This is a genomic window from Porphyrobacter sp. GA68, assembly GCF_022605525.1.
Classification (GTDB): domain Bacteria; phylum Pseudomonadota; class Alphaproteobacteria; order Sphingomonadales; family Sphingomonadaceae; genus Qipengyuania_B.
In genome coordinates this window covers 213,311-239,500 of sequence record NZ_JAKQYJ010000002.1, presented here as the reverse complement: position 1 = coordinate 239,500, position 26,190 = coordinate 213,311, and the positions used below count along the sequence as shown (strand labels likewise).

Annotated in this window: 27 protein-coding genes; 12 read left to right on the top strand and 15 right to left on the bottom strand. The window is 65.3% G+C overall.

Annotated features, from left to right (window positions below):
• Nucleotides 1-113: 113 nt before the first annotated feature.
• The 3 genes from LHJ54_RS08890 to LHJ54_RS08880 all read left to right on the top strand — a co-directional run bounded on the left by LHJ54_RS08890 (nt 114) and on the right by LHJ54_RS08880 (nt 5,673).
• Nucleotides 114-2,345: an acylase gene (locus LHJ54_RS08890; protein ID WP_228243532.1), complete on the top strand. Its 2,232-nt coding sequence runs from the start codon at nt 114-116 to the stop codon at nt 2,343-2,345.
• Between the two features lie 96 nt (nt 2,346-2,441).
• The gene (locus tag LHJ54_RS08885) at nt 2,442-5,312 is read left to right on the top strand and encodes a pitrilysin family protein (RefSeq protein ID WP_228243531.1); all 2,871 of its coding nucleotides are present in this window, start codon (nt 2,442-2,444) and stop codon (nt 5,310-5,312) included.
• Nucleotides 5,313-5,367: 55 nt separating this feature from the next.
• On the top strand, nt 5,368-5,673 hold the full coding sequence (locus tag LHJ54_RS08880) for a hypothetical protein (RefSeq protein ID WP_228244341.1): 306 nt from the start codon (nt 5,368-5,370) through the stop codon (nt 5,671-5,673).
• An 85-nt stretch (nt 5,674-5,758) separates the two neighbouring features.
• Here the strand turns inward: LHJ54_RS08880 and LHJ54_RS08875 are convergent, their stop codons facing one another.
• Nucleotides 5,759-6,628 (bottom strand): hypothetical protein, encoded by an 870-nt coding sequence (locus LHJ54_RS08875; RefSeq protein ID WP_228243530.1) that lies wholly within the window; start codon nt 6,626-6,628, stop codon nt 5,759-5,761.
• Between the two features lie 70 nt (nt 6,629-6,698).
• Nucleotides 6,699-8,204 (bottom strand): Asp-tRNA(Asn)/Glu-tRNA(Gln) amidotransferase subunit GatB, encoded by a 1,506-nt coding sequence (gene gatB / locus LHJ54_RS08870; RefSeq protein ID WP_228243529.1) that lies wholly within the window; start codon nt 8,202-8,204, stop codon nt 6,699-6,701.
• A gap of 324 nt (nt 8,205-8,528) precedes the next feature.
• On the opposite strand from gatB, the gene LHJ54_RS08865 reads away from it, so the two are divergent.
• On the top strand, nt 8,529-9,251 hold the full coding sequence (locus tag LHJ54_RS08865; RefSeq protein WP_228243528.1) for a glycosyltransferase family 32 protein: 723 nt from the start codon (nt 8,529-8,531) through the stop codon (nt 9,249-9,251).
• A gap of 48 nt (nt 9,252-9,299) precedes the next feature.
• On the opposite strand, the gene gatA is transcribed toward LHJ54_RS08865, so the two are convergent.
• The 5 genes from gatA to rpsU form a co-directional block, all read right to left on the bottom strand.
• Nucleotides 9,300-10,784 (bottom strand): Asp-tRNA(Asn)/Glu-tRNA(Gln) amidotransferase subunit GatA, encoded by a 1,485-nt coding sequence (gene gatA, locus LHJ54_RS08860; RefSeq protein WP_228244340.1) that lies wholly within the window; start codon nt 10,782-10,784, stop codon nt 9,300-9,302.
• On the bottom strand, nt 10,784-11,086 hold the full coding sequence (gene gatC / locus LHJ54_RS08855) for an Asp-tRNA(Asn)/Glu-tRNA(Gln) amidotransferase subunit GatC (RefSeq protein WP_228243527.1): 303 nt from the start codon (nt 11,084-11,086) through the stop codon (nt 10,784-10,786). The genes gatA and gatC overlap by 1 nt, the downstream gene beginning before the upstream one ends.
• A gap of 62 nt (nt 11,087-11,148) precedes the next feature.
• Nucleotides 11,149-11,877, bottom strand: a complete 729-nt coding sequence (locus tag LHJ54_RS08850) for a PEPxxWA-CTERM sorting domain-containing protein (protein WP_228243526.1) — start codon at nt 11,875-11,877, stop codon at nt 11,149-11,151.
• Nucleotides 11,878-12,058: 181 nt separating this feature from the next.
• Nucleotides 12,059-12,622 (bottom strand): FKBP-type peptidyl-prolyl cis-trans isomerase, encoded by a 564-nt coding sequence (locus LHJ54_RS08845; RefSeq protein WP_228243525.1) that lies wholly within the window; start codon nt 12,620-12,622, stop codon nt 12,059-12,061.
• 127 nt (nt 12,623-12,749) lie between these two features.
• Nucleotides 12,750-12,959, bottom strand: coding sequence for a 30S ribosomal protein S21 (rpsU, locus tag LHJ54_RS08840; protein WP_228243524.1), 210 nt, complete (start codon nt 12,957-12,959; stop codon nt 12,750-12,752).
• A gap of 206 nt (nt 12,960-13,165) precedes the next feature.
• Between rpsU and crcB the strand changes: the two genes are divergently transcribed.
• The 6 genes from crcB to LHJ54_RS08810 are packed head-to-tail and all read left to right on the top strand — an operon-like array spanning nt 13,166 to nt 16,825.
• Nucleotides 13,166-13,570, top strand: a complete 405-nt coding sequence (gene crcB / locus LHJ54_RS08835; protein WP_228243523.1) for a fluoride efflux transporter CrcB — start codon at nt 13,166-13,168, stop codon at nt 13,568-13,570.
• Nucleotides 13,567-14,676 carry an RluA family pseudouridine synthase gene (locus tag LHJ54_RS08830; RefSeq protein WP_228243522.1) on the top strand — a complete coding sequence of 370 codons (1,110 nt, stop codon included), beginning with the start codon at nt 13,567-13,569 and terminating at the stop codon, nt 14,674-14,676. Before crcB ends, LHJ54_RS08830 begins: the two co-directional genes overlap by 4 nt.
• Nucleotides 14,676-15,278, top strand: a complete 603-nt coding sequence (locus tag LHJ54_RS08825) for an FMN-binding negative transcriptional regulator (RefSeq protein WP_228243521.1) — start codon at nt 14,676-14,678, stop codon at nt 15,276-15,278. Before LHJ54_RS08830 ends, LHJ54_RS08825 begins: the two co-directional genes overlap by 1 nt.
• The gene (locus tag LHJ54_RS08820) at nt 15,275-15,928 is read left to right on the top strand and encodes an HAD-IA family hydrolase (RefSeq protein ID WP_228243520.1); all 654 of its coding nucleotides are present in this window, start codon (nt 15,275-15,277) and stop codon (nt 15,926-15,928) included. Before LHJ54_RS08825 ends, LHJ54_RS08820 begins: the two co-directional genes overlap by 4 nt.
• A complete protein-coding gene (locus LHJ54_RS08815; protein WP_228243519.1) occupies nt 15,921-16,127 on the top strand; it encodes a hypothetical protein in 207 nt (68 codons plus the stop codon). The genes LHJ54_RS08820 and LHJ54_RS08815 overlap by 8 nt, the downstream gene beginning before the upstream one ends.
• Nucleotides 16,124-16,825 carry an ATP12 family protein gene (locus tag LHJ54_RS08810; RefSeq protein ID WP_228243518.1) on the top strand — a complete coding sequence of 234 codons (702 nt, stop codon included), beginning with the start codon at nt 16,124-16,126 and terminating at the stop codon, nt 16,823-16,825. The genes LHJ54_RS08815 and LHJ54_RS08810 overlap by 4 nt, the downstream gene beginning before the upstream one ends.
• Before the next feature lie 87 nt (nt 16,826-16,912).
• Here LHJ54_RS08810 and LHJ54_RS08805 read toward each other — a convergent pair whose 3' ends face one another.
• The 5 genes from LHJ54_RS08805 to dapD form a co-directional block, all read right to left on the bottom strand.
• Nucleotides 16,913-17,353: a DUF1810 domain-containing protein gene (locus LHJ54_RS08805; protein WP_228243517.1), complete on the bottom strand. Its 441-nt coding sequence runs from the start codon at nt 17,351-17,353 to the stop codon at nt 16,913-16,915.
• Nucleotides 17,341-17,688 (bottom strand): DUF3140 domain-containing protein, encoded by a 348-nt coding sequence (locus LHJ54_RS08800; protein WP_228243516.1) that lies wholly within the window; start codon nt 17,686-17,688, stop codon nt 17,341-17,343. Before LHJ54_RS08800 ends, LHJ54_RS08805 begins: the two co-directional genes overlap by 13 nt.
• Before the next feature lie 365 nt (nt 17,689-18,053).
• Nucleotides 18,054-18,275 (bottom strand): DUF2945 domain-containing protein, encoded by a 222-nt coding sequence (locus tag LHJ54_RS08795; RefSeq protein ID WP_228243515.1) that lies wholly within the window; start codon nt 18,273-18,275, stop codon nt 18,054-18,056.
• Between the two features lie 18 nt (nt 18,276-18,293).
• Nucleotides 18,294-18,611, bottom strand: a complete 318-nt coding sequence (locus LHJ54_RS08790; protein WP_228243514.1) for a hypothetical protein — start codon at nt 18,609-18,611, stop codon at nt 18,294-18,296.
• Nucleotides 18,612-18,713: 102 nt separating this feature from the next.
• A complete protein-coding gene (gene dapD, locus LHJ54_RS08785; protein WP_228243513.1) occupies nt 18,714-19,538 on the bottom strand; it encodes a 2,3,4,5-tetrahydropyridine-2,6-dicarboxylate N-succinyltransferase in 825 nt (274 codons plus the stop codon).
• A 135-nt stretch (nt 19,539-19,673) separates the two neighbouring features.
• On the opposite strand from dapD, the gene LHJ54_RS08780 reads away from it, so the two are divergent.
• Both LHJ54_RS08780 and LHJ54_RS08775 read left to right on the top strand, forming a co-directional pair.
• Nucleotides 19,674-22,055, top strand: a complete 2,382-nt coding sequence (locus LHJ54_RS08780) for a S8 family peptidase (RefSeq protein ID WP_228243512.1) — start codon at nt 19,674-19,676, stop codon at nt 22,053-22,055.
• Between the two features lie 188 nt (nt 22,056-22,243).
• Nucleotides 22,244-22,426 carry a CsbD family protein gene (locus tag LHJ54_RS08775; protein WP_228243511.1) on the top strand — a complete coding sequence of 61 codons (183 nt, stop codon included), beginning with the start codon at nt 22,244-22,246 and terminating at the stop codon, nt 22,424-22,426.
• Between the two features lie 132 nt (nt 22,427-22,558).
• Here the strand turns inward: LHJ54_RS08775 and LHJ54_RS08770 are convergent, their stop codons facing one another.
• The 3 genes from LHJ54_RS08770 to LHJ54_RS08760 form a co-directional block, all read right to left on the bottom strand.
• Nucleotides 22,559-23,629, bottom strand: a complete 1,071-nt coding sequence (locus tag LHJ54_RS08770) for a phosphotransferase family protein (protein WP_228243510.1) — start codon at nt 23,627-23,629, stop codon at nt 22,559-22,561.
• Nucleotides 23,629-24,714, bottom strand: coding sequence for a Zn-dependent alcohol dehydrogenase (locus LHJ54_RS08765; RefSeq protein WP_228243509.1), 1,086 nt, complete (start codon nt 24,712-24,714; stop codon nt 23,629-23,631). Before LHJ54_RS08765 ends, LHJ54_RS08770 begins: the two co-directional genes overlap by 1 nt.
• Nucleotides 24,715-24,841: 127 nt before the next feature.
• Nucleotides 24,842-26,161 carry an acyl-CoA dehydrogenase family protein gene (locus LHJ54_RS08760; protein ID WP_228243508.1) on the bottom strand — a complete coding sequence of 440 codons (1,320 nt, stop codon included), beginning with the start codon at nt 26,159-26,161 and terminating at the stop codon, nt 24,842-24,844.
• Nucleotides 26,162-26,190: the final 29 nt, after the last annotated feature.

Genomic DNA, 26,190 nt, shown 5'->3' with positions numbered 1-26,190 from the left:
CTTCTGAATGTGTCTCGCGAAGCGGACGCCGTTTGCCAACACTTTACTGTGTGCGCCTGTTGGTTTGCGTTCTCAGGCTCATTATCACGCCACAAGAAGGGCGGGGATGCGCTATGGGGTGGAAGGGCAGTCTGGGCTTCGGAACGATAGCCGTCGCGTTCGCGGCGTTCATCCTGGTTGCGACTTGGGAACCGTTCGCTGCCGGCGCGACCGTCCCGCCGCCGGCCCGAACCTACCGTGCCGAGATCATCCGGGACGAGTTTGGCGTTCCCCACATCTACGGCCGGACCGATGCCGATGTCGCCTATGGCGTGGCGGTGGCCCACGCGCAGGATGATTTCTTCACCCTGCAGGATGTCGTTGCCATGTCCAAGGGCAGGTATGGCGCGATTGCCGGAGCGGAGGGCGCCAGGGTGGACTACGTGTTCCACCTGCTTGATGCCCGCGGCACCGCAGAACGGGAATTTGCCAAACTGCCCGCCGATACTCAGGCGCTTTTCCATGCCTATGCCGCCGGGCTGAACCAGTACGCCGCCGCCCACCCCGGCGAGGTCAAGCTGGCCCGGCTGTTCCCGGTCAACGGCGTGGATGTGGCCGCCGGTTTCGCCCTGCGCCAACCGTTCTTCTTCGGCCTTGACGCGGTAATCGGCCCGCTGGTCGAAGGCGAACCGCTGCGGCCCGAATTCGGGCCGGCAATCCCCGGCCAGCCCGCCAGCTTTCCGGGCGACGCGCCCGCGATCATGGCCCCGCAACGAGGCGCGCCGCCAAGCTCGCGCCGGCCGCCGCTCCCTCAGGGCGAGGACGGCGCATTGTCCGGGTCCAACGCCTTTGCCGTGACACCGGGCAAGAGCGGCGGGCCGACCATTCTCGTATCCAATTCGCACCAACCCTGGCGCGGCGGCGTCGCCTGGTACGAACTGGTGGTGGAAAGCGGCGAAGGCTGGCATTTCGCCGGTGCGAACTTCCCCGGCAGCCCCTTTCCCTTCCTCGGCCACAATCGCGACCTGGGCTGGACCAATACGGTCAACCGGGCTGATCTGATCGATGTCTATCGGCTGGAACTGGACAGCAGCGGAACGCGCTACCGCCTCGACGGCCGATGGCTGCCGCTGCAAAGTCGAACGGTGATCCTGCCCGTCCGGTTCGGGCCGATAACGTTGCCGATCCCGCGCACGATCCATCGCAGCGTGCACGGCCCCGTAATCAGGAACGCGCAGGGCGCATTCGCCATTCGCTACGCGGGGATCGGCAGGCTGGGGCAGCTGGACGCCTATTACCGGCTGAACAAGGCGCGTACGCTTGCACAATGGGAGGCGGTGCTGGCGCGGATGGACATCCCGTCAACAAACTTCATCTATGGCGACCGGCAAGGCAACATCGCCTTTGTTTACAACGCGGCTATTCCCGATCGCGCGCCCGCGGCGAATTGGCGAGGCGTCCTGCCGGGCAACTCCGCAGCTTTGATCTGGCGCGGGCCAGTGGCGTACGACCGCCTGCCCCGGATCGTCAATCCGGCGTCCGGCTGGCTGTATAACGCGAACAACCAGCCGTATTCCGCCGCAGGACGCGGCAGCGACCTCGACCCGGGCAACTTTCCGCCGGAGATGGGCATCGAGCTGACCATGACCAACCGCGCGTATCGTGCAGCCCGCTTGCTTGAGCAATCGGGCCGGATCGACCGGCGGCGGCTGGAGGAGATTAAGTACGATACCGGCTACGAACGCGTCGGCTACGTCGCGCACATGTTCAACCAGATCAACGCGCTTGACCTGTCGGACGACCCGGAACTGGCCCGCGCCAGACGCCTGCTGAACCGGTGGGACTTCACCTCCGACAACGTCGGGCGGGCGGATGCTTTGTCACTCCTGCTCCTGCGCGAATGGATGTCCGCGCAGTATCAGAACCGGATCGAGCAACCTGATCCCCGGGCGGAACTGGCGGCCGCTGTCCATCACCTCAAGACACACTTCAACCGCCTGGACCCACCCATGAGCGAACTGCTGCGGCTGCGGCAGGGGCCGGGGCCGAACAGCGTCGATCTGCCATTTGACGGCGGGTCCGACACGCTGCGCGCTGCGACCATGTGGGACGTCGATGCCGATGGCCGTCTCGCCGTGCGGCACGGCGACAGCTTCATCCAGTGGGTCGAATGGCAGCCGGGGCAGCGCGTCTCGTCCCGCTCTGTCCAGCCCTTCGGTGCGGCGACCACCCGCCCCCGTTCCATGCATTTCGCAGACCAGTCCACGCTGTTCGTCCAGCACCGGTTGAAGCCGGTCCGGTTCTGGCGCGAAGACGTCCTGGCGAACGCCGCCTCCCGTCAGGTCGTTGCGAACGCGCCCCGGTAATGCGCCCGCCGCAGCCGGCTGAACATGTGTTGCAACAACTACTTGCCTGATAGTAATGCCGGTAACAATCGCACGAAAGACGAGAGGACTAAATACATGAAGCTTCGCCCCGCAATGACCAGCGTGCTGGCCCTGTCTCTGACCGCCTGCGCCACCACGATGGAGCGGCCCGCCCCGTTGACCGCTCCCGCGGCGGCCGAGGTTGGACAAGGCGCAGCACCGCTGGCGCAGCTGGTTCGCGAAGTCCAGATCCCGCATCAAAGGTTCCAGCTGGACAACGGCCTGACCGTCATCGTCCATGAAGACCGCAAGGCTCCGATCGTCGGGGTGGCCGTGTGGTACAATGTCGGGTCCAAGGACGAACCTCAGGGCAAGACCGGCTTTGCCCACCTGTTCGAACACCTGATGTTCAACGGCAGCGAGAATGCGCCAAACGACTATTTCGAATATTTGCAGCAGATGGGTGCCACCGATTACAACGGCACCACCAATTTCGACCGCACCAATTACTTCCAGACTGTGCCGCGCAACGCGCTGGAAAAGGCGTTGTGGCTGGAAAGCGACCGGATGGGGTATCTGCTGGGTGCCATCACGCAGGAGAAGCTGGATAACCAGCGAGGCGTGGTGCAGAACGAGAAGCGGCAGAGCGACAATCAGCCGGGCGGCCTCGTCTTCTACGAGATCGTGAACACCCTGTTTCCTGACGGCCACCCTTACGGGCACACACCGATCGGCTCGATGGCCGATCTCGACGCCGCCTCGCTGGAGGATGTGCGCAACTGGTTCCGCGACAATTATGGCCCCAACAACGCCACCCTGGTTCTGGCGGGCGACATCAGCCCGGCAGAGGCCCGGCCGCTGGTCGAGAAATACTTCGGACCCATTGCCCGCGGACCGGTGAACAACCCGGCGGAGGCCGATGTACCGACACTGTCCGCCGAAGTGCGCACCGTCATGCGGGATCAGGTGGCCGCCACCAACATTTCGCGTTACTGGACCGCACCCGGCATTACCGATGCCGAACTGACGGCGCTCACCGTCGGGGCCGAAATCCTTGGCGGACTGTCCTCCAGCCGTCTCGACAACACACTGGTCCGGGACGAGAAGCTGGCGGTGGGCGTATCGGCCGGCAATTTCGCGTTCCAGCGGGTCGGCCTGCTGACCGTGGGCGCGACGGTGCGCCCAGGCGTGGAGGCGGCCACTGTCGAGCAGCGGATGAACGAAGTGGTGCAGCAGTTCATCGCCGAGGGTCCGACCGAGGACGAGGTCCGCCGCGCCGCCACCGTGGCCGTTGCTGGCACGATCCGCGGTCTTGAGCAGGTCGGCGGCTTCGGCGGCAAGGCGGTAACGCTGGCCAATGGCGAAGTTCTGGCCGGCGACGCCGCTTTCTATCGCCGGCAGCTTGAGGTGCTCGCCCGCCTCACCCCGGCGGATGTGCGCACCGCCATGCAGAAATGGATGACTCGCCCTGCCCTGACCCTGCAGCTCGAACCGGGCGAACGCGAGGGCGAATACGAGGAAGCCGCATCTGTCAGCGCGGGCGGACAGCAGCCACAGGCCGGCGAGAACAGCGAGCTTCAGGTGACCAAGGTCCGGCCCGCTCCGCCGATTACAGAAGGAAGGCCGCTCGATTTCCCGGACGTGCAGCAGACACAGCTCGCTAACGGTATGCGGGTGCATTTCGCACAGGTTGGTGCGGTTCCCTCTACCCGGGTAGCTATCTCGTTCAACGCCGGATCGGCAGCCGATCCGGTCGACCAGCGCGGCCTTCAATCGCTGGCGCTGGCGGTGTTTGACGAAGGCACCACAAGCCTGTCGTCCCAGCAGATCGCAGAGGCGCGTGAGCGGCTGGGCGCGGACATATCGGCGAGCGGCGGGGTGGACCGGTCCACATTCACCCTTTCCGCTCTGACGCCCAATCTGGAACCTTCCCTCGACCTGCTGGCCGACATCATCCGCAACCCGGCGTTCGACCCGGCGGAGATCGAACGGGTGCGGACCCAGGCCATTACCGGGGTGCAACAGGAACTGCGCACACCGGCCAGCATCGCTGCGCGGGTTCTCACCCCGCTGATCTATGGCAGCGAATCTCCCTATGGCGGGTCGGCCAGTGGGACCGTGGCATCTCTCCAGTCCATCGACCGGGATGACCTCGTCGGCTTCAAGCAAAGCTGGATCCGGCCGGACAATGCCGAGATGTTCATCGTGTCGGACCGCCCGCTGGCGGAGGTCCTGCCCGTGCTGAACGAGACGCTGGGCGATTGGCAGGCGCCAGCGGTGCCGCGGGGCGTCAAGCAGTTCGGCGCGACGGCATCGGCAGCAAGCGCCAGCCGCGTGGTACTGGTAAACCGGCCGAATTCGCCGCAGTCCTACATCCTTGGCGGAGTTCTGACCGGCGCACGCGCGCAGGATGCGGCATTCGTCGACTTCCAGAACGCCAACAACGCGCTAGGCGGCAATTTCCTCGCCCGGCTCAACATGAACCTGCGCGAAACTAAAGGCTGGTCCTACGGCGTTCGCGGGGCGCCGGCCACGCGGGAAAACGCGGTCGCCTATAACATCAGCGCGCCGGTGCAGGCGGACCGGACCGGCGACGCGCTGGCGGAACTGATCCGCGAAACGCGCGAATTCGTGACTACCCGCGGCCTCACGCAGGAGGAGCGTGACCGGATCGTCACCGCCGGTATCGGCGAATTGCCCGGCCAGTTCGAGACGTCCTCCGCAATCCTCAGCGCGATGCAGGCGAATGCATTGTTCGGGCGTCCGACCAATTACTACGAGACGCTGGCGGATCGCTACCGCGCGCAAACTCCGCAATCGCTGGACGCGGCGGCACGCGCGGCCATCAACCCGGAGGCAATCACGTGGGTGGTGGTTGGCGACGCGCGCGTCGTGGCACCGCAACTGGAACAGCTCGGGCTGCCGGTTGAAGTACGCGAAATGAACAGCATCGACAGCGGGAATTGACACAACTGTTCACAGCCGCGATTGGCTGCTGACAATCAAACCTGAGGAGATGACAATGTCTGTAGCCGGAACTTACGATACCGTCGTGAAAAGCCCGATGGGCGATCAGAAGGGCACCTTCACTGTGGTCCCCGGAGATGACGGCAATAGCTTCACGGGCAGCATGGCGGGCGGCATGGGTTCCATGGACGTCAAGGATGGCACCATCAACGGCGACACGCTGAACTGGAAGATGGACATGACCGTGCCGATGCCGATGACGCTCAACTGCGAAGCGACCGTCAACGGCGATCAGCTGACCGGCAAGGTCAACGCCGGCGCGTTCGGCGACATGCCGCTTACCGGAGAGCGCAAGGGCTGAACCCCGGCAACCCGACTGAACACAAAAAGGCCGCTGGGCAAACCCCAGCGGCCTTTTTCGCGCCCAGCCGTTCCGCCGGACAGGGTCAGCTCCCGATCGAGAAGTCGAAGATGCGCGAGGTTGTCGCACCCATTCCCGCCATTCCGGGCCCGCTTCCGGTCGAGGTCGAATAGATGAAACCGTATTCTCCGGGCGGCAGGTCGCGCTGGGGCACCACCTTGAACACGCCTGCGCTGATCCGTTCGTAGTCGAAGGGTATCTGGTCCTTCTCCATCACCCCTGCCTTGGCGCCGGCCATGTTGAATTGCCCGACCTTGGCCTCGCGGCGGTTGGACTTGACCCTGAAGGCGACCAGGCTGAACTCTGCCGGGGAGGTTACCGCGCCCGCGTTCCAGAAACTCGCCCCGGCGCGATGGGACAGCGAAGCGGTTGCCTCATCGAAATAGAAATAGAACACCGGCCGCTGGCGGTCCATCCGAACCCGCGCCCGTTCGTTTGGAATGACCGCCTTGAAACTCATCGGGGCAAGCCCGCTGGTGAGGGCGTATTCCAGAAAGCCGCTGGTCTTGGTCTGGTTGCTGGTGGTTGCATCGATTGCCACCATCCTGGGCTCTGCCAGCCAGTCGGCGAGGACATAGACGCCGGTCGGGTGCGGGACCAGCGGATCGGGGCTGTCGGCGGACATGGTCGTGGCTGCAGCGGTCTGCGCTTTCGCGGCAGCCTCGATCATCGCGGCGATTACGACGCTGGAGACACCGGCCCGCTTCAGCGCGATCAGATCCCCGGTCCCCGTGCGGAAGTTCGCCGGCGCGCTCTCGATCTTGGCGATGATCGCCTCGTCCCCCAGCCCTACCCCGACCAGCTGGACAATTGCCTCGTTGTTCAGCGTGTCCGCATAGGCAGGCACGGCAAGGCACAGGGCCGCCAGTGGCAGCACGATGGTCGACAATCGCATGAAAACCCCTCTCGATCAGGAGCTTCCTTAGGGTAGCAGGTCTGAAGGGTTAGTCTCGCAAGATGCTTAATCAGGCATTCTGGTCCAGCCGGTCCCGCAACAGTTCGTTTACCACCGCCGGGTTGCCCTGCCCTTTCAGCGCCTTCATCGTCTGACCCACGAAGAAGCCGAACAGCTTGTCCTTGCCACCGCGATATTCGGCAACCTTGTCCGGATTGGCGGCCAGCACCTGATCCACCGCCGCCGCGATGGCGCCGGTGTCGGACAGCTGCTTCAGCCCTTCGGTTTCGGCGATCTCGGCCGCCGCACGGCCCGTCTTGAGGACAATCTCGAATATCTCTTTCGCCTGGCCACCGCTGATCTCTCCGGCCGCCTGAAGGCTCAGGATTTCCGCCTGCGCGTCTGCGGTCGCGTGCGCCGGATCAGCATCCGGCCCGGCAGCATTGATCACCCCGGGCGCGATCGACAGCGCCCAGTTAGCCACCTGTGTCGCGACGTCCCGTTCCGATTTGCCCAGCCGTTCCGCCGTCCGCCGCAGCAGCGTTTCGAAGCGGGCAAAGGTTTCCACCTCGGCGGTCAGTTCGCGGGCGTTGTATGGGGTAAGACCCAGTTCCTCGGTATAGCGCCGCCGCTTGGTGTCGGGCAGTTCCGGCAGGCTGGCGCGGCATTCGTCCAGAAACGCGTCGTCCAGCTCCAGCGGCAGAAGGTCGGGATCGGGGAAGTAGCGGTAATCGTGCGCATCCTCCTTGCTGCGCATGGACCGTGTGGTGCCGGTGCCGGGATCGAACAGGCGGGTTTCCTGCACCACCTGTCCGCCATCCTCGATCACCTCCACCTGCCGGCGTGCCTCATGCTCGATCGCCTGCATGACGAAGCGCACGGAGTTCACGTTCTTCGTCTCGGTCCGGGTGCCAAGCGGCTCTCCGGGGCGCCGGACCGACACGTTTACATCCGCGCGCATGGACCCTTCTTCCATGTTGCCATCGCACGATCCGACATAGCGCAGGATGGCGCGCAGCTTGCGGACATAGGCGCCCGCTTCGGCCGGCGAAGTCATGTCCGGGCGGCTGACGATCTCCATCAGGGCAACGCCCGAACGGTTCAAATCGACATAGGACATCGTGGGATGCTGATCGTGCATCAGCTTGCCCGCATCCTGTTCCACATGGATACGCTCTATCCCGATGCGCTTGTCCTGCGGAATGCCCGCCTTTTCATCGGTGTCGATGGTGAGCTGCCCTTCTCCGACCAGCGGGTGGTAGAGCTGGCTGATCTGGTAGCCCTGCGGAAGGTCGGCATAGAAATAGTTCTTGCGATCGAACCGGCTCCACCGGTTGATCTGCGCCTCGACCGCCATACCGGTGCGTACCGCCTGCCGGATGCATTCGCGGTTCGGCACCGGCAGCATGCCGGGCATCGCCGCGTCGATCAGTGAAACCTGCGTGTTCGGCTCCGCCCCGAAAGCGGTGGACGCGGACGAGAACAGCTTGGCGTTGGAAGTAACCTGCGCATGAACTTCGAGGCCGATAACGACCTCCCATTCACCGGTCGAGCCCTGGATGCGGTAGTTGGTCATGGGTTGCCGCGATAGGGGTAAAGGTTGTGGCTGAAAAGGGCTGTCGTAACCTCCAGGAGGGCGAGAGACCGGCAGATCGCGTCCGCCGCGGCGGCAGGAAAGATCGTGAAGGGCCCTGCTCGATCTCAAACTAGGACAGGCTGGGTAATCGACGATCAAGGCTTCACCACCGTAACCTGCCTCTCATTGACACAGGGTCAGAAAAGTCCTGTACGCGCGTAGTTAAACCTCTGTCCTGTCGATGAATTTTCGACAAAGCGCGAATCTATGATTCCTCGCCTCATTCATCAAATTTACCTGTCCGGAAATCCGCCCCCGGTTTTGTTGGACAATATTGCATCGCTGAAGGCGGCCAACCCGGATTGGCGGCATTTTCTGTATGACGAAGCGGCCGCCCTGAATTTCATAGAAACCCATTACGACCCTCGCACCCTGAATGCGTTTCTCGCTATCGACCGGAGATACGGCGCGGCGCGGGCGGACTACCTGCGGCACCTCATCATCTACCGTCTCGGCGGCGTTTACCTCGACATCAAGAGCTTCGCCGACCGCCCGCTCAATGACATCATCAAGCCCGACGACACGTACCTGCTGTCGCAATGGACGGACAACAGAACCGGTGACGCCCATGAAGGTTTCGGGCTGCACCGCGACCTCAAGCACGTTGTGGGCGGGGAATACCAGACTTTCCATATTATCGCAGCCCCGCAGCACCCCTTCAGCGCGGCCGCGATTGAACGCATTACCCGCAACATCCTCGGCTACCGGCCGTGGCACTCCGTGGGTCGCAACGGCGTGCTGCGGACAACCGGGCCGATTGCCTACACCCTGGCCATCGCGCCGATCAGGCACGCGCATCCGCACCGGATGATCGACTACCGGGCGGAAGGATTACAACCGAGCATCGCGTACGATCACTTCGCCGTCTTCCAGGCGCATTACGCGAGCCTGTCCCATCCGGTGGTGCGCATGGGCCCGGTCGGTCGCACGGCCAGTGGCGCGAACCATCGCCTCCGGACAGCGGCGCGCACACTCATCCAGCGGTAGCAACGCCAGAAAAGGCGGCTTGCTCAAGCCGGCCGCCGCTTCTGCGCACTACCACCACCGATCCGGCCGCGCCGCGAATTTGGCGCGCTGTTCAATGGCAAGGGCCGCGTTCAGCACGCCCTGCTCGCCCAGCGGCCTCCCGATCAGCTGCAGGCCCAGCGGCAGCCCTTCGCCGTTCAGCCCGCTCGGCACGCTCATCGCGGGTAGCCCCGCCAGCGACGCGGGAACCGCAAACACATCGTTCAGATACATCGTCAGCGGGTCGTCGCTTAGCGAGCCGAGGGGGAAGCTCGCGGTCGGTGTGGTCGGCGCCAGGATCACGTCGCACTGAGTCCACGCCTGCTCGAAATCGCGCGCCACGAGAGCGCGGACCTTTTGCGCCTGCGTGTAATAGGCGTCGTAGAAACCGGCCGACAACACATAGGTGCCGATCAGCACGCGTCGCTTGACCTCGTCACCAAAGCCCGCCGCGCGGGTTTGCGCATACATGTCCTGCAGCCCGCCGCGCTCGGGCAGGTCGCGCAGGCCGTAGCGGACCCCGTCGTACCGGGCGAGATTGGAGGAGGCTTCCGCCGGAGCGATGATGTAATAAGCGGGCAGCGCATATTTGGTGTGCGGCAGGCTGATGTCGACGATTTCAGCGCCCGCGTCCCGCAACCATTGCTTGCCGCGTTCCCACTGCTCCAGGATTTCTGCATCGGTGCCGTCCATCCGGTATTCGCGGGGAATGCCGACCTTCTTGCCGCGCAGATCCGCGTCCAGCGCCGCCGACCAGTCGGGTACCGGCAGATCGAGGCTGGTCGCGTCCTTGGGATCGAACCCGGCCATCGCTTCGAGCATCAGCGCGCAATCCTCGACCGAACGCGCCATCGGTCCCGCCTGGTCGAGCGAGCTGGCGAAGGCGACGACGCCCCACCGGCTGCACCGCCCATAGGTAGGCTTGATCCCGCAGATGCCGGTAAATGCGGCGGGCTGCCGGATCGAACCGCCCGTATCGGTGCCGGTTGCCGCCGGAGCAATGCGCGCCGCGACCGCCGCCGACGAACCGCCTGACGACCCACCGGGCGACATGCCGGTATTGGCTCCGTCCGCCTTGCGCCAAGGGGACGTCACATTGCCGAAGTAGCTGGTTTCGTTGGATGAGCCCATGGCGAACTGGTCAAGGTTGAGCTTGCCCAGCATTCCGCAGCCTGCTTCCCACAGCTTGCGCGACACGGTGCTCTCGTACCGGGGGATAAACCCTTCGAGGATGTGGCTGGCGGCCGTGGTCTGCACCCCATCGGTGCAGAACAGGTCCTTCATTCCGATCGGCACGCCCGCCAAGCGGCCCAGCGGCTTGCCGGCGCTGCGATCGGCGTCGACAGCCTCTGCCGCCTGCAAAGCCCGGTCGGGTGTCGTGACGATGAAGCTGTTCAGTGCCGCGGCGCCTGCAACGGCAGCGTTGAAAGCTTCAGCCACTTCACGCGCGGTGAAATCGCCGCTGGCGACTCCGTCGCGGATGGCCTTCACGCCCAGGTCGGTCAGATCGGCCATCATTCGATCACCTTGGGCACCGCAAAGAAGCCATGCTCTGCCATGGGTGCATTGGCCAGAACGGCGTCCCTCTGTCCGCCGCCGGTCAGAGGATCGGCATCGACCACATCCTCGCGCAGACGCAGATGGTTCGGGATCACTGCCGCCATGGGTTCCACGGACGAGGTATCCACCTCTTCCAGTTGTTCGACCCAGTCGAGAATGCCGGACAGTTCCGGCGCCATGCGAGCCAGCTCCGCCTCGCTCATGCGAACGCGCGCGAGCGAGGCGATGCGGGCCACTGTTTCTACGGTTATCGACATGGTCCGCGGCGTTAGCTGCGCCGCGGTCGGGTTTCAACCGGGCGCCGGAATATTGCCAAAGATCAGGCGAAGGTCAGCGCCGCCGGCTCCCCGCTGCGCCTGCCACGCATTGCCGCCCCGATACCGAAGAAGCCGAGCAGCATCATGGCCCATGTCGCCGGTTCCGGCACCGCCGGAGCCGCATTGACCTGCACATAACGCAGCTTGAACGAGTCGTTCGTGTCCGTGCCCGTCGCCAAGGCTGACACGGCCCAGATGTTGGAAATGACGGTTGTACCTTCCAGCGCAAGGCGGCTGGTGGTGCCGCCGAAGCTGTGGGTCGCGGCGGCAATGCTGCTCTGGAACTGCGACAGGGTCAGCAATGAACCGCTGGGCATTGACCTGAGCGCCATGAAGCTTGCATCGGTATCGCCGTACTTGTTCAGATAGGCTGACAGCAGATCCACGGGCCGATCGAACTGAAGGATGACGAAATCGAGTTGACCGGCGTTGTCGATGGTGTGCGAGTTGCTGCCGCCGTTGCCCTCGGAACGGTTGGTCACGCCAAGACCGTTGCTGTACGATCCCAGATACGCGCTGGTGATCGTGCTACCCTGTGCCGACCACGCCGACGCGCTGACGGTGATGGTCTGGCCATCGCCCGATCCGCTGAAGGTGCGGACATTGCCGTAGCTGCCGCTGGTGGCCGAATTGCCGGTCAGGTTGATGGTCACGGCCGCGCTGGCCGAGGTCGCCGCCAGCGCCATTGATGCAAGCGCGGCCGCAAAGATCGTCTTCAGATGCTGTCTCATAGTGGATCCCCAGGTTGCCGCAGAGGAGTTCTGCGTGAGCAACGTCGGGGTTTGCGATGACGTTCTGCGGGTCCGAGCGCCAGCGGCGTTTCAGCAGCGTTTCAAGCAGGAACAACTTACCCGCACATTAACCATAAGCGGCCCGTCTGACCGCCGTCGCGCGGTTCCGCAGTTTGGCCGCTCAAGGAGCGGGCGGTGCCGATGGCGCGCCGTTCTGCCCCTGCTGTCCGCCAAGAAGTTGGCGCAGCACGGCGAGCCGCTGTTCGAAGTCGGCCGTGGACATGAAGTCGATCAACTCGACCTCGAACACCAGATCCGCGTTGGGCGGGATCGGAGAGCCGGGCTGCGGCTCCGCCCCGTATGCCAGATCGGACGGGATCTCGACCAGATACCGGCCGCCCTTGCGCATCTGCAGCAAGCCTTCGCGGAAACCGGGGATCATGTTCTGCAGCGGCAGCGGCACGCCTTCGGGAAACACCCCCTGCACCGGCAGGGCGAGATCCTGCGATTGATCGAACACTTCCCCTGTTGCGGCAAGCTTGCCGGTGTAGCGAACAAACACGACGTCATCTTCGGTCGGGCTGTCGCCGGTCCCTGCGGCCAGCGTCTCGACACTCACCCCGCGCGGCACGGTGGCCCATGCGATACCGGCGGCCAGCAGAACGGCGGCGGCGATCGCCAGCCACAGCTTCAGCAGCGAACCTTTGGCAATCGGCTGCAGGGGCACGCGGGTGATTTCAGTCATGCAGAAGCCTCGGTGAACTAAACAGGCGCCAGGCGCCCGTCCCGGCAGCCCGCCTGCCGCGGGCAACAGTCAAGCGCATTCCTAGCCGCTGCCGCCGCGACGGGCCAGGTCCGCGCCCTGTACAGATTCAGACCTTGATGCCGTCGCGTTCGGCGCGCTTGCGGTCCATCTTGCGGGCGCGGCGAACGGCAGCTGCCTTGTCGCGGGCGCGCTTCTCGCTGGGCTTTTCGTAGTGGCGACGCAGCTTCATTTCGCGATACACGCCCTCCCGCTGCAACTTCTTCTTCAGGGCGCGGAGAGCCTGTTCAACATTGTTATCGCGAACGGTGATCTGCATAAAATCTACGAACCTTTTGAAAACCTCGCGCCGCCATCCCTGCACAGCAAAGGATGAACGCGCCTGCCAAACACGAAAAAAGCGCCGCATCCGCGAACGGATCGGTCCCTTGCGAGCTGGCCTATCGCAAATTGCCGACAAAGGCAAGCGGCGCGGGGGACGCAATGCTGGCATTGACGGCGCGGTGACGCTACGGACCTAGCTCTATGCCGGTTCCGCTCACATTTCTCGCCGTTGTGCAGGTTGCGGCGGGCGGCGCCATGGGCGCCGTTCTGCGTTGGCTGTTAGGCGCAACCGTATTGCGCTGGTATGGTCCTGCCTTGACCGGAGTGCCTGTGCCCACGCTGCTGGTGAACGTCGTTGGCAGCCTGCTCATGGGTGTCCTGAGCGGCTGGTTGATGAAGCAGGCGGGAGACGAGCAATTCTGGCGGCTGTGCATCGGCGTGGGTCTGCTTGGCGGGTTCACGACCTTCTCCACCTTCAGCCTTGAGCTCTGGCTGCTGATCGAGAAAGGCTTGATCGGCCTTGCCCTTGCCTACGCCTTTGCATCGCTTGGGGGCGGTCTGCTGGCCCTGTGGGCAGGTATCTGGCTGGCAAGGGGCATGGCATGAGTGACGAAAATCAGGTCCGCCAGTTCACGGTCGCCGCGGACGATGATGGCGTGCGCCTGGATCGCTGGTTCAAGCGGCACCTCCCGCAGGTCGGCTTTGCCACCATTTCGCGCTGGGTTCGCACCGGGCAGGTGCGAATAGATGGCAAGCGTGCCGGCGTCGACGAACGGCTGTCGGCAGGCCAGGTCGTGCGGGTGCCGCCTGGCGGCGCCCCCGCGCCGCGTCGCGCGCCGCCGGAATTGAGCGCGGAAGATCGCGAGACGGCCGCCGAGATGGTGATCCGCACCACCAGTTCGGCAATCGTGCTCAACAAGCCGCCCGGCCTGGCGACGCAGGGCGGCACCGGGACGCGCCAGCATGTGGACCGGCTGCTCGATGCGTTCGTTGACGGCGAGGTGCCCCGCCCGCGCCTCGTCCACCGGCTGGACAAGGACACGTCCGGCGTCCTTCTGATCGCCCGCACACCGGGCAGCGCGGCGTTCTTTTCCAAACGCTTTTCCGGCCGCAGCGCGCGCAAGGTTTACTGGGCACTGGTGGTCGGCGTGCCGCAGGTGGCAGAAGGGACGATCGATGCCCCGCTTGCCAAACAGCCGGGCACGGGCGGCGAGAAGATGCATATCGATAAGGCGGGCGGCCAGCCGGCACGCACCCGTTACCGGGTGGTGGACCGCGCGGGCAACCGTGCCGCCTGGCTGGAACTGGAGCCGCTGACCGGACGCACACATCAGCTGCGTGTCCACTGCGCCGCCCTCGGCCACCCCATCGTCGGCGACGGCAAATACGGCGGGCAGGACGCGTTTCTGACGGGCAGCATCAGCCGCAAGATGCACCTTCACGCTCGCCGTCTGATTATCGACGCGCCGGAAGGAGCCAAGATCGACGTCACCGCTGACCTGCCCGAACACTTCGCCGCCTCAATGGAGCAGCTGGGCTTCGACCTCGGAGCCAGCTCGGCGGAACCGGTCAGCTTCTCGCCACCGCCGCGTACGGCGGCGGCAAAGAAGCAGGCGGCCAAGGCCCACGCCAAGCAGGTGCGCAAGACGAGGCCCGCGCGCCGATCCCGCGGGGATGCGCGCAAGGCCAGCCCGCGCGGGGGCCGCACGTAATGCACCCCGATCCGGCGTTTCGGATGCCTGATCGCGCTGTGATGGAGGCGCTGGTCGAAGAAGTCGGCTTCGGCATGATCTTCGCCGGCACGCCGGACGGACCGCGCGTGGCCCACACGCCGCTGGTGTCGACCGGAGATGGCGCGGTGCAGTTCCATCTGGCGAACGGCAATGCGCTCGCTCGGCATCTGGCAGGAACGACGGCACTGGCCGTGGTCAACGGCCCGGACGCCTATATCAGCCCGCGCTGGTACACGCGACCCGGGCAGGTGCCGACCTGGAACTATGTTGCCGTGGAGCTGGAAGGCCGGGTTCGCCGCATGGAGCAGGAAGGAACCGAGGCGCTGCTGGCTGGCATCGGTCAGCGCCACGAAGCTCGCATAGCGGCTGGCGAGCCGTGGCGGACCGATGATGTCGCGCCCGGATACTGGCGCCAGCTGGCGCGCGGGATCACGGGCTTCGAACTGGAGATCGCCGCCTGGCGGCCAACTTTCAAGCTGTCGCAGAACAAGAGCCTGGCCGATCGGGAACAGGTCATCGCCGCGCTGGAGGCGAACGGTTCGCCCGCCCTCGCCGCGCTGATGCGGGCGTTCGCCCCGTGAGGCGTCTCGCCGTATTCGATTGCGATGGCACGCTGGTCGACGGACTGGCCGCCGTATGCGCCGCTATGGAACAGGCCTTTGCCGCCAGCGGTGCAGCGGTGCCCCATCGCTCCGCGATACGCCGGATCGTCGGTCTCAGCCTGCCGCAGGCCGTGTTCGCGCTGGCACCGGACTTGCCCGGAGAGCACCGGGCGGCCATTGTCGACGAATACAAGAACGCTTTCCGCACCGCGCGTGAACAGGGCTGCGTCGCCGAACCACTGTATGACGGTGTCGCCGACCTGCTGGACCGGTTGCGGGGAAACGATTGGCTGCTCGGTGTCGCAACGGGGAAAAGCGACCGTGGCCTTGCGGCCTGCCTTGCCGCGCACGGACTGTCGAACCATTTCACGACCTTGCAGACCGCCGATCGCCATCCATCCAAACCCGACCCCGCGATGCTCCAGGCAGCGCTGGACGAAGCGGGCGTCGCCGCAGACGAGGCGGTAATGATCGGCGACACCGTGTTCGACATGGCAATGGCCCGCTCTGCCGGAGTGCGGGCGATCGGCGTGTCCTGGGGATATCATGCGCCTGAAGATCTGCGCGAGGCGGGCGCGGCGGCAACCGCGCATGACGCGGCTCAACTGGAGCGATTGCTGCATGACTGACGACCGGATAGCCGCCCGGCGTTTCTGGATCATGCAGGCGTGCCGACTGGCGGCGCTCTGCGCCGTGCTGGCGGGCGCATATGCCTTGGCAGAACGCGGGTGGAACCGACCGGACATAGGCACGCCGCTGCTGCTGCTGGGCGCGTTCTCGTTCTTCGCCGTTCCCGTGCTTCTGTCGCGCCGATGGAAAAGCAGGTGAAGCGCTTCTATCGCAGTGTCACCGTCGAGCGGGTGGAGGGTGGCTACGCCGTCGCGCTGGATGGGCGCCAGATCAGGACTCAGGGGGAAGGGTTGCCGCAGACGCTGCCAACCCGCACGCTGGCCGATCTGCTGGCGCAGGAGTGGTCCCGGCAGGGCGAGGCAATCGACCTCTCAGGTTTCCCCGCCCGCGCGCTGGCGGATTACGCCATCGACCGGGTGACGCCGGACCGGGGCGCCGCCGCCGACCGCCTGATGCGCTTCATCGACACGGATACCCTGTGCTTCCGCGCCGATCCGGAAGAGCCGCTCCACCGTCGTCAGATGGACGTGTGGGAACCGATCCTCACCCGTTTCGAACAACGGACGGGATCGCGGCTGGTGCGGGTCAGCGGCGTGATGCATCGCCCGCAACCAGCCGCTACGCTGGCCGCCCTCAAGACGCAGCTGTTGGAATGGAACGCGTTCGCGCTGGCGGGTCTGGAGACGCTGGCATCCCTTGCCGCCTCGCTCACCGTTGCGCTGGAGGTGGCGGAACCGGGTGCCGATGCAGCCGCCCTGTGGGCTGCCGCCGCTCTAGAGGAAGAGTGGCAGGCCGAACTGTGGGGCCGTGAAGCGGAGGCGGAGTCGCGGCGCGCGAGACGCCGGATCGAGTTCATGGCTGCGCGGGATTTTGTCCTGGCAGCACGCGCGGCGTAGCGAACGAGGTGGGGAACGCCGACTTGCGAGCGCACGACGCGCTCAGGCGAAGGCTGCGCTTGATCCGCTAGATCAACCTCGGTCCGATCAGAGCGCCAGCCGCTTCAGCGTTTCTTCGTCGCGCTCACCACCGTAGAACGCTTCCAGTGCCTCGGCGAAAGGAGAGTTGTCGTCGCAGGCTAGTTCGAACAGGGTCATGGAACTGCGAAACTTCATCGCGTCCACTTCTCCCAGCAGGCTGCGCGCGGACACCGTGCCGGCCCAATCCATCATCGCTTCGGTCGCTTCGTACAGACGATCGCCGAGCACCTCATGCGCGCAATAGGCCTGTGCGTCCTTGAGACCGTGCAAGGCGAATTTCTTCGCCATCGCACTGCGACCCAGGCCAGAAACCTGAGGGAAGATGAACCACATCCAATGCCCCCGCTTTTCCCCGTCGCGGATCTCGGACAGCGCCTGTTCGTACACTCCATTGTCTTGCGCCAGCAGGAAATGACCGAACTTCGTGTGAGCGGCTACTTCCTGCATGGGTCGTGACCCCAGTTCATCAGGCTGTAGCGCCAATTGGTCTGGCTCACATCGCCATCCGGCCGCTGCGCACTATGCCGGTGCACATAACCGACAACCTTGTTCATGGCATCAAAGTCGGCGTCTTCCAGGTCCGCCTTGGCGGTGCGCTTCAGTTCGACAATGCGCCGACCCATCTTGTGACCGGTGCTTTCCCCGCCATCTCCGCCGGGCGTGTTGGTATCGCCGACCGATTTCGACCGGTCGGTTGCCAGCCACTCCTCAAGCTCCTTGGGAGCCATGTTCACGCAGTTGTTGAATTCCTGGTAGATATCGCTCTGGTTCCGGTCAGCCATAACCCTTACCCTTTCCTGAGTGTCCCACCGCTGAATCAGCGGTCAGGCACGAGGAATGTTCCCTTCCCACGCGCGGGAACCCATTAAGGGGCCAGGCGGCCGGCGGACACCTTGGCGCGCTCCGCCGCCAGCCGGCTGGTGTCGCGAAAGTTGAGGCGAAGGTGCCAGCGTCGCGGTATGCACGCAGGAACGGAAAACCGCCGCTCACCGTGGCCGACGCGGTCGATCAACCTGATTTCAGCAGATCGGAAGCCAGCCTTTGTGAGGCGGGCTGCGCCGCCTGTGACTTCGCCTTTGCCGCGCAGATGGCCTAATTGACAGGCTGGGCGGCGCCACGACGGGAACCCCCTCCCATACTGAGCCGCTCAGCTTTTCTTGCGCAGTTCCGAATGCGACTTCAGCACCCTGTCGCCATCATCCTGCTTGATCATGTAAGCCGGGTCATCCTTGGTGGCGTTACGCGTCACCTCGGTGCCCTTGATGGTATGAGTGGTCTTTTCCTCGTAACGCTCGGTGATCTCGCCCGACGCGGTTCCGCTGCCCCATGTCCACTCTACCTTGTCGCCCTTGGAATACTTGTCGCTCATGCCCGCACTCTCCTGCTCTTATCGCGGGTTGGGAACGGTTTCAGCCGGATCGTCAGCCGTGGTCGTTGCGTCGCCCAGATCGGCAGCACCCCTGTCGTCGCCGAGCAGCACTCCGTCGTTGTCGCTGCCCGAGGGGTCAACCGACTGGATGCGGCCGCTGACCGTGGCCTCTTCTTCCACGGTGTCCTGAGAGCCTATTCCGAAAATGAGCACCACAGCCAGCAGGACCACGGCAATCAGGAGGCCGAAGATCAGTACCCAGCGGCCAACGCCTTCTTTGGAAGCGCCTCTTGCTTCCGTGTCGCGAACCACGATTTCCTCGTCCTGCACTGCCATGGTGTCCTCCGCTAGTCTACTGCGATCAGGTCGCGCCTGTCGCTGCCGTTGGCACCCGAACGGCTGCCCGCGCTGGATGTTCCTTGCCGACGCAGCAGCGCGTCAGTCCCGCAGGAGTTCGTTGATGCCGGTTTTGGCGCGGGTCTGTGCATCCACGGTCTTGACGATCACGGCGCAATAAAGGCTCGGCCCGCCGTCCTTGGCCGGCAGGGATCCGGGCACAACCACCGCAAAGGGCGGCACCTGGCCCCGGTGGACCTCACCCGTCGCGCGGTCTACGATCTTGGTGGATGCACCGAGATAAACGCCCATCGAAAGAACAGCGCCCTCGCCCACGCGTACCCCTTCGGCGACTTCACTGCGCGCCCCGATGAACGCGCCGTCGCCGATCACTACGGGTTCTGCCTGCAACGGCTCCAGCACGCCGCCGATGCCTGCTCCGCCCGAGATGTGGACGTTGCGGCCAATCTGTGCGCAGGAGCCAACGGTCGCCCAGGTGTCCACCATCGTGCCTTCGCCCACATAGGCACCGATATTGACGAAGCTGGGCATCAGCACCGCACCGCGCCCGATGAAGGCACCGCGCCGGACGATCGCACCGGGAACCGCGCGGAAGCCGGCCTCGCGGAAGCGGTCCCCGTCCCACCCAGCGAACTTGCCCGGAACCTTGTCGAATGCGGGACCGCCGGCGCTGCCATGTTCGATGAGCGCATTGTCGTTCAGGCGAAAGGACAGCAGCACCGCCTTCTTTAGCCATTGATTGACGCGCCAGCCACCCTGCCCGTCAGGTTCCGCGACGCGTGCCGCGCCGCGGTCGAGAAGGTCCAGTGCCTCCTCCACCGCGCGGCGCAGATCGGCATCTGCGGAATCCAGCCGGTCGCGGTTCTCCCATCCCTGCTCAAGTGTGCTGCGCAGCGCATCGCTCATGTGACAATCCTCTCACCATTCCTTAGCGCCGCCTAATCAGCGGGTGTCCCATGGGCAAGCGCGCTCCACCATTTTAACAGCCTGTTCACCAGCATCAGTTCACAACAGACTCGAGAACCGGAACGGGCGCGCACGATGACGATCAACAGCATTCCATTTTCGCGCTGGCGCCTTGCCGTGTGCGTCAGCGGGCTTTCCCTTGCCGTGGCCGCGTGTGGCGGAGGGGGAGGTGGAGGCGGCGCCGTTATCTCAAGTCCTCCGCCGGTTGCCGCTCCCAGCCCGCCGCCGCCACCGCCGCCGCCCGTCAATCGCTTCGACACCGCCGAGGTGCGCCGGTCCGACGGGCCGGTCTATCATGGAGCCGTGACGGCCTGGCAGAACGGCTCGACCGGCCTTGGGCAGGCGATCGCGATCATCGACACCGGGATTGATCGCGACAGTCCGGAATTCGCCGGCCGCATCTCTCCCGCTTCGCGCGACGTGGCCGGCAACGCCTCGTTCGCGGCGCAGGACGATCACGGAACCAACGTCGCGCTGGTCGCTGCCGGAGCGCTCGACAACAAGGGTGCTGTCGGCATCGCGCATCAGGCAACGATCATCGCGCTGCGCGCCGATCGCCCCGGCTCGTGCGCGACCCAGACGGACAAAGCGCTGGATGGCTGCCAGTTCTTCGACAGCGACATCGCCAGGGGGGTCGACGTGGCCGTGGCCGCCGGAGCCAAGGTCATCAACATCAGCCTTGGCGGCGGCGACCCGACCCGTGCCCTGCGCGACGCGGTGGGCCGCGCGGCCCGTGCCGGTGTGGTGGTAGTCGTGTCGGCCGGCAACGATGGCAACTCGACCGATGCCGGGGTCAACTCCAAGGAGCCCGACCCATTCGCCGGCGGCTTGTTGGCGGCAGGGGGAGGCAACGTCATCATCGTGGGTTCGGTGGATGAAAAAGGCGGCTTCTCCAGCTTCAGCAACCGGGCAGGATCGCTGGCCGCGTCGTTCCTTTCCGCCCGCGGGGAGGCGATCTGCTGTGTATACAAGAACGGCGAGCTTGATGTCCGGACCGAGGCTAACGGCGACCGCTTCGTGACGCTGTTTTCCGGCACCAGTTTTGCCGCGCCGCAGGTGTCAGGGGCGGTGGCTCTGCTGGCGCAGGCGTTTCCTAACCTCACCGGCGCGGAGATCGTCAGAATCCTGCTCGACAGCGCGCGTGACGCGGGGGCGAGCGGCCCGGACAGCACCTACGGCCGCGGTATCCTCGACATTGCCCGCGCCTTCCAGCCGCGTGGCACCACCAGCCTGGCCGGCACCACCTCCGCGCTGGCGCTGAACGCGGGCACGGCGATCGCGTCCCCGGCGATGGGTGATGCGCTTGCCCGGGGCAAGCTGCAGAGCATCGTGACCGACAGCTACGACCGGGCTTATGGCGTCGACCTCGCACTGGGCATGACCAACGCGCCGACGATCGAACATCTGCGCGGTGCGGTGGAGCGGCAGGCGCGCACGATGGTGGGTACGGCGCACGGGGTCACGATGGCGCTGACCGTCGGACCGCGCGCGTCCGCAGGAACGCCGCAGAGCGGGCTCGCCGCTGTGGAGCAGCTGAGCCTCACGCCTGCCCAAGCGCAAGGTGCCAAGGCGCTAGCCGCCAGTGCCGCTATGCGGATCGCACCCCGGATGCAGCTTGGACTGGGCATTTCGCAGGGGGCAGATGGGCTGGTAGCCCAGTTGCAGGGGCAGGACCGGCCAGCCTTCCGCATCGCAGCGGGGCCCGCCGGGGATTACGGGTTCAGCCGTGCTGACACCATTGGCGCAGCCCTGCGTCATGAATTCGGCGCCTGGGGCGTAACTGCCAGCCTGGGCAGCGGCGATGCACTGATCGACACGCGGCGGTTCCGGTTCGACGCCCTCCGCCCTCGCCTGGAACGGCACCGTGTCAGTTCCGCGGCCCTGGCCGTGGACCGCCGGCTTGGACCGGTCGCCGTGACCATCGGCATGACCTTGCTAGACGAAGACGACACGCTGCTTGGCGGCTGGTTCCACCCCGCGTTTGGCCTTGGCGGAGCACGGACCATATTCCTCGACGCCGCCACGCAGTTCGACCTTGGCCAGGGATGGCGCGCGGGCCTTTCCGGGCGGCAGGGCTTCACCCAGGCCGATGGCAGCGGGCGGGCGGCCGGGAACATCACCAGCAGCGCCTTTGCTGTCGACGTGCTGAAGGCAGGCGTGTTCCAGCCGCAAGACAGCCTCGGTTTCCGGCTTTCGCAGCCGCTAAGGGTCAGCGGCGGACGCCTGTCGTTCAACCTGCCGGTGGATTACGACTACTCCACCGAGAGCGCCATCCTCGGCCTGCGCGAACTTGCCCTACGGCCCGCAGGGCGCGAGACGATGGCGGAACTCGCCTGGTCCGGCGGGTTATGGGGCGGCCATGCGGGCGCCAGCCTGTTCTACCGCCGACAGCCGGGCCATGCAGCGGAAGCGGCAGACGACCCCGGCATGGCGGTAAGCTGGAGCCGGGGTTTCTGACGTTCAGTTCCGGCGCTGCGCTGGCTGAGCGGCAGGCATATGCTGTACCGCATACAACGGCTGTCGCATGCAAGATGTGCTCTCGGACGGTCAGGATCGCACCACGTCGGAACGCGTAGCTTCCTCCTTCATTGTCATAACGATGGCTGCGGGACAACCCGAAGCCAATTTGACACAGGAGCAAACCCATGGGTGAATTCACAGACAAGGCCGCAGCCGCTGGCAACAAGGTAGCCGGCAATACCAAGGAAGCTATCGGCAAGGCGACGGACAATCACAGCCTGACTGCGGAAGGCAAGGCGCAACAGGCCAAGGGCACTGCGCAGAACGTCAAGGGGAGCGTCAAGGGCGCGCTCGGCGACGACATCTGATCCAGGCCTGACCTGGCAGAGAAAGGCCGCGCTCCGTTGGGACGCGGCCTTTTTCATGTGTGCAGGCAGATTGCATCCACCATTGACATGCAGGTTAGCGGAGTGTCGCTGGACCGGAAAACTCCACCATGGTCAGCTAAGCCCCGCCCGCTGCGCGAAGCCGTAGGCCGCGCCGACCAGCGGAGCCACGCGTTCGGACATCTGCCGCGCATGGGCGGATGATGCGGTGCCGTCGATCACCCGCTTCTTGATCCCTTGCATGATCCCGGCCAGCCGAAACAGGCAAAAGGCAAAGTACCAGTCCATCGGCGGCACGGGATAGCCGGTGCGGGCGACATATCGGTCGACTGCTTCCTGCATGGTCGGAATACCCAACGCGGGGTGATCCAGCCCACCAATGCCTGCGCGTCCGTCCGGCGGATTGACCCAGTTGAGCATCAGATAGGCAAAATCCGCCACCGGATCACCCAGCGTCGACAGTTCCCAGTCGAGCACGGCCGCCACGCGCGGCTGCGCCGGTGCGAAGAGAAGGTTGTCGAGCCGGTAATCGCCATGAACGATGCCGCTGGCGTGCTGCGGCGGCAGGGTCAGCGGCAGCCATTCGATCAGCCGGTCCATTTCAGGAATGCTCTCGGTCTCGGCAAGCTTGTACTGCTTGGACCAGCGCGCCACCTGCCGGGCACAGTAATCCTCGGCCCGGCCATAATCGGCGAGGCCCACCGCGGCGGGATCGACCAGATGCAGGTCGGCCAGCGTGTCGATCATCGCGTGGTACAGGGCGCGGCGCTCCTCCGGCTCGGCGTGGGGCATGGTGCCGTTCCACAGGCTGCGCCCCTCGACCAGTTCCATGACGAAGAATTTGGCGCCGATCACGCTTTCGTCATCGCACAGCCCGAAGGTCCGCGGCACCGGCACCGGGGTGGCGCCAAGCGCCGTCATCACCCGGTATTCACGGTCGACCGCGTGGGCGCTGGGCAGCAGCTTGCCGAACGGCTGGCGGCGCAGAACATAGGATTGGTCCGGCGTGTCCACCCGGTATGTGGGATTGGATTGTCCGCCCTTGAACTTGGCCAGTGTCAGCGGGCCGGAAAACCCTTCAACATGATCGCGCATCCACGCCGTCAGCGCCGCCTCGTCCAGCCGGTCGCGTTCCGGCACGTCCGTGGTGCCGACCATCTCCGCTTCGTAGTCGATCTGTGCCATCAGTCGAATACCACCACCGACCGTGCGTGATGCCCGTCGCGCATTTTCTGGAACCCTTCGTTTACCTGGTCGAGCGAAATACGCTCGGCGATGATGGTGTCGAGGTCGAGCAGGCCGCGCAGGTAGAAGTCGACGAGGCGCGGCAGATCGACCGGGAACCGGTTCATGCCCATCAGCGCGCCTTGCAGCCGTTTGCCCCCGAGCAGATCCAGCGCGCCAAGACCCACCTTGCAGTCGAGCGGCATCATCCCGAGGATGGTAGCGGTGCCACCGCGTCTGAGCACCTTCACGGCCAGTTCGGCGGAAGCGGGGCGGCCGACCGCCTCGATCGCGTGATCTACACCGCCCTTGGTCAAAGCGACGATTTCTTCCGCCGCCGTGTCGCTGAGCGCGTCCACCACATCGGTCGCGCCAAGAACCTGCGCCAGCGCGCGTTTTTCCGCCACGGGATCGGCGGCGATGATCCGCCCGGCCCCGGCAATCTTGGCGGCATTGATCGCGGCGAGCCCGACCCCGCCGCAACCGATTACCGCCACGGTCTCCCCCGGCACCAGCCGGGCCGCGTTGAACACCGCGCCGGCGCCGGTCGTAACGGCGCAGCCGATCACCGCCGCCCGGTCGAGCGGCATGTCGCGGTCGATGGCGACGCAGGCGTGTTCGTGGATCAGCATCGCTTCGGACAACGCGGACAGGTTCAGCATCTGATGCACCTGCTCGCCCGCGCGGGCAAGACGGGGTGCCTCGTCCTTGCGGCGCTTCGTCTCGCCGCCCGGGCACAGCGCCATGCGTCCGGTGACGCAGAACTCGCAATGCCCGCAGAACGCCGACAGGCAGGTGACGACGTGATCGCCCGGCTTTACGGTGCGCACTTCCGAACCGACCTCTTCCACCACGCCGGCCGCTTCATGCCCCGGCACGCATGGCATGGGGTGGGGATAAGCGCCGTCGATGAAGTGCAGGTCCGAATGGCACAGCCCGCAGGCGCGCGTGCGGATCAGCACTTCGCGCGGGCCGGGTTTGGCGAGCGTGATGGTGCCGAGGGCAAGCGGTTGGCCGGGCTGTTCCAGGATTGCCACTCTGGTCATGTTTTCTCTACTCCCCATCAGGCTTGGCCCGATTACGTCGGCGCCGGGTTGCCTGCGCCCGTCGCTCCCCGGGGCGGAGCCTGCGTTGCCGCCCCTATGCCCCTCGCGTCCGGCGAACGAGTTGACGCTACGCCGCGCTTGCCCCGGCCGAACCGCCGCCGCTGCCCGCCGCCATGCCCGAGCCGATGCCGGTGTCGTTGCCCGGTTGCGGAGCGTGCCGGGCGAACTCCATCCGCGCGATCGCCCGCGCGTGCACTTCGTCCGGCCCGTCCGCGAGGCGCAGCGTCCGCTGATGCGCGTAAGCACGCGCCAGGCCATAATCATCGGACACTCCGCCGCCGCCATGCGCCTGAATTGCGTCGTCGATGATCTTGAGCGCCATGTTCGGCGCCTGCACCTTGATCATGGCGATTTCCTGTGCGGCGGCCTTGTTGCCCACCTTGTCCATCATGTCGGCCGCTTTCAGACACAGAAGGCGAGTCATTTCTATGTCGATGCGGGCCCGGGCAACCCGCTCCTCCCACACGGAGTGCTGATAGATCGGCCGTCCGAAAGCCTCGCGCGCCTGCAGCCGCGCGCACATCTTTTCCAGCGCCTCTTCCGCGACGCCGATGGTGCGCATGCAGTGGTGAATGCGGCCCGGCCCCAGCCGCCCCTGTGCGATCTCGAACCCGCGCCCTTCGCCAAGCAGCATGTTGCCTGCCGGGATGCGGACGTCCTTCAGCTCGATTTCCATGTGGCCGTGCGGCGCATCGTCATAGCCGAACACCGGCAGGTGCCTGAGGATGGTAACGCCGGGCGCGTCCAGCGGCATCAGTACCATTGACTGCTGCGCGTGGCGCTTCGCCTCCAGATCGGTCTTGCCCATGACAATCGCCACCTTGCAACGCGGGTCACCGGCCCCGCTGGACCACCATTTGCGCCCGTTGATGACGTATTCGTCGCCGTCGCGTTCGATACGGCATTCGATGTTCGTCGCGTCAGACGATGCGACCTGCGGTTCGGTCATCAGAAAGGCGGACCGGATCTCCCCCTCCATAAGCGGCTTCAGCCACTGCTCCTTCTGTTCGGCCGTGCCGTAGCGGTGCAGGACTTCCATGTTGCCGGTGTCGGGCGCGGAACAGTTGAACACCTCGCTCGCCCAGCCGATCCGGCCCATCTCCTCGGCGCACAGGGCATATTCCAGATTGGTCAGGCCTGGACCGTCAAACTCGAAACTGTCGTCGACATGATGGTGACTGTCGTTGCGCGGCGGCATGAACAGGTTCCAGATGCCCTTGGCCTTGGCCTTGGCCTTGGTTTCTTCCACAATGGGAATGACCTTCCACCGGTCGCCTTGATCATCCTGCCGGGCATAGGTGTCGGTATGCGGGCGCACCTCTGCGGCGATGAAGTCGGCGACCCGGTCGCGCCAGTATTGCTGCCGTTCAGTGGGGTGGAAATCCATGCTGCTATCCTCTCTTGTTGTCATAGCGA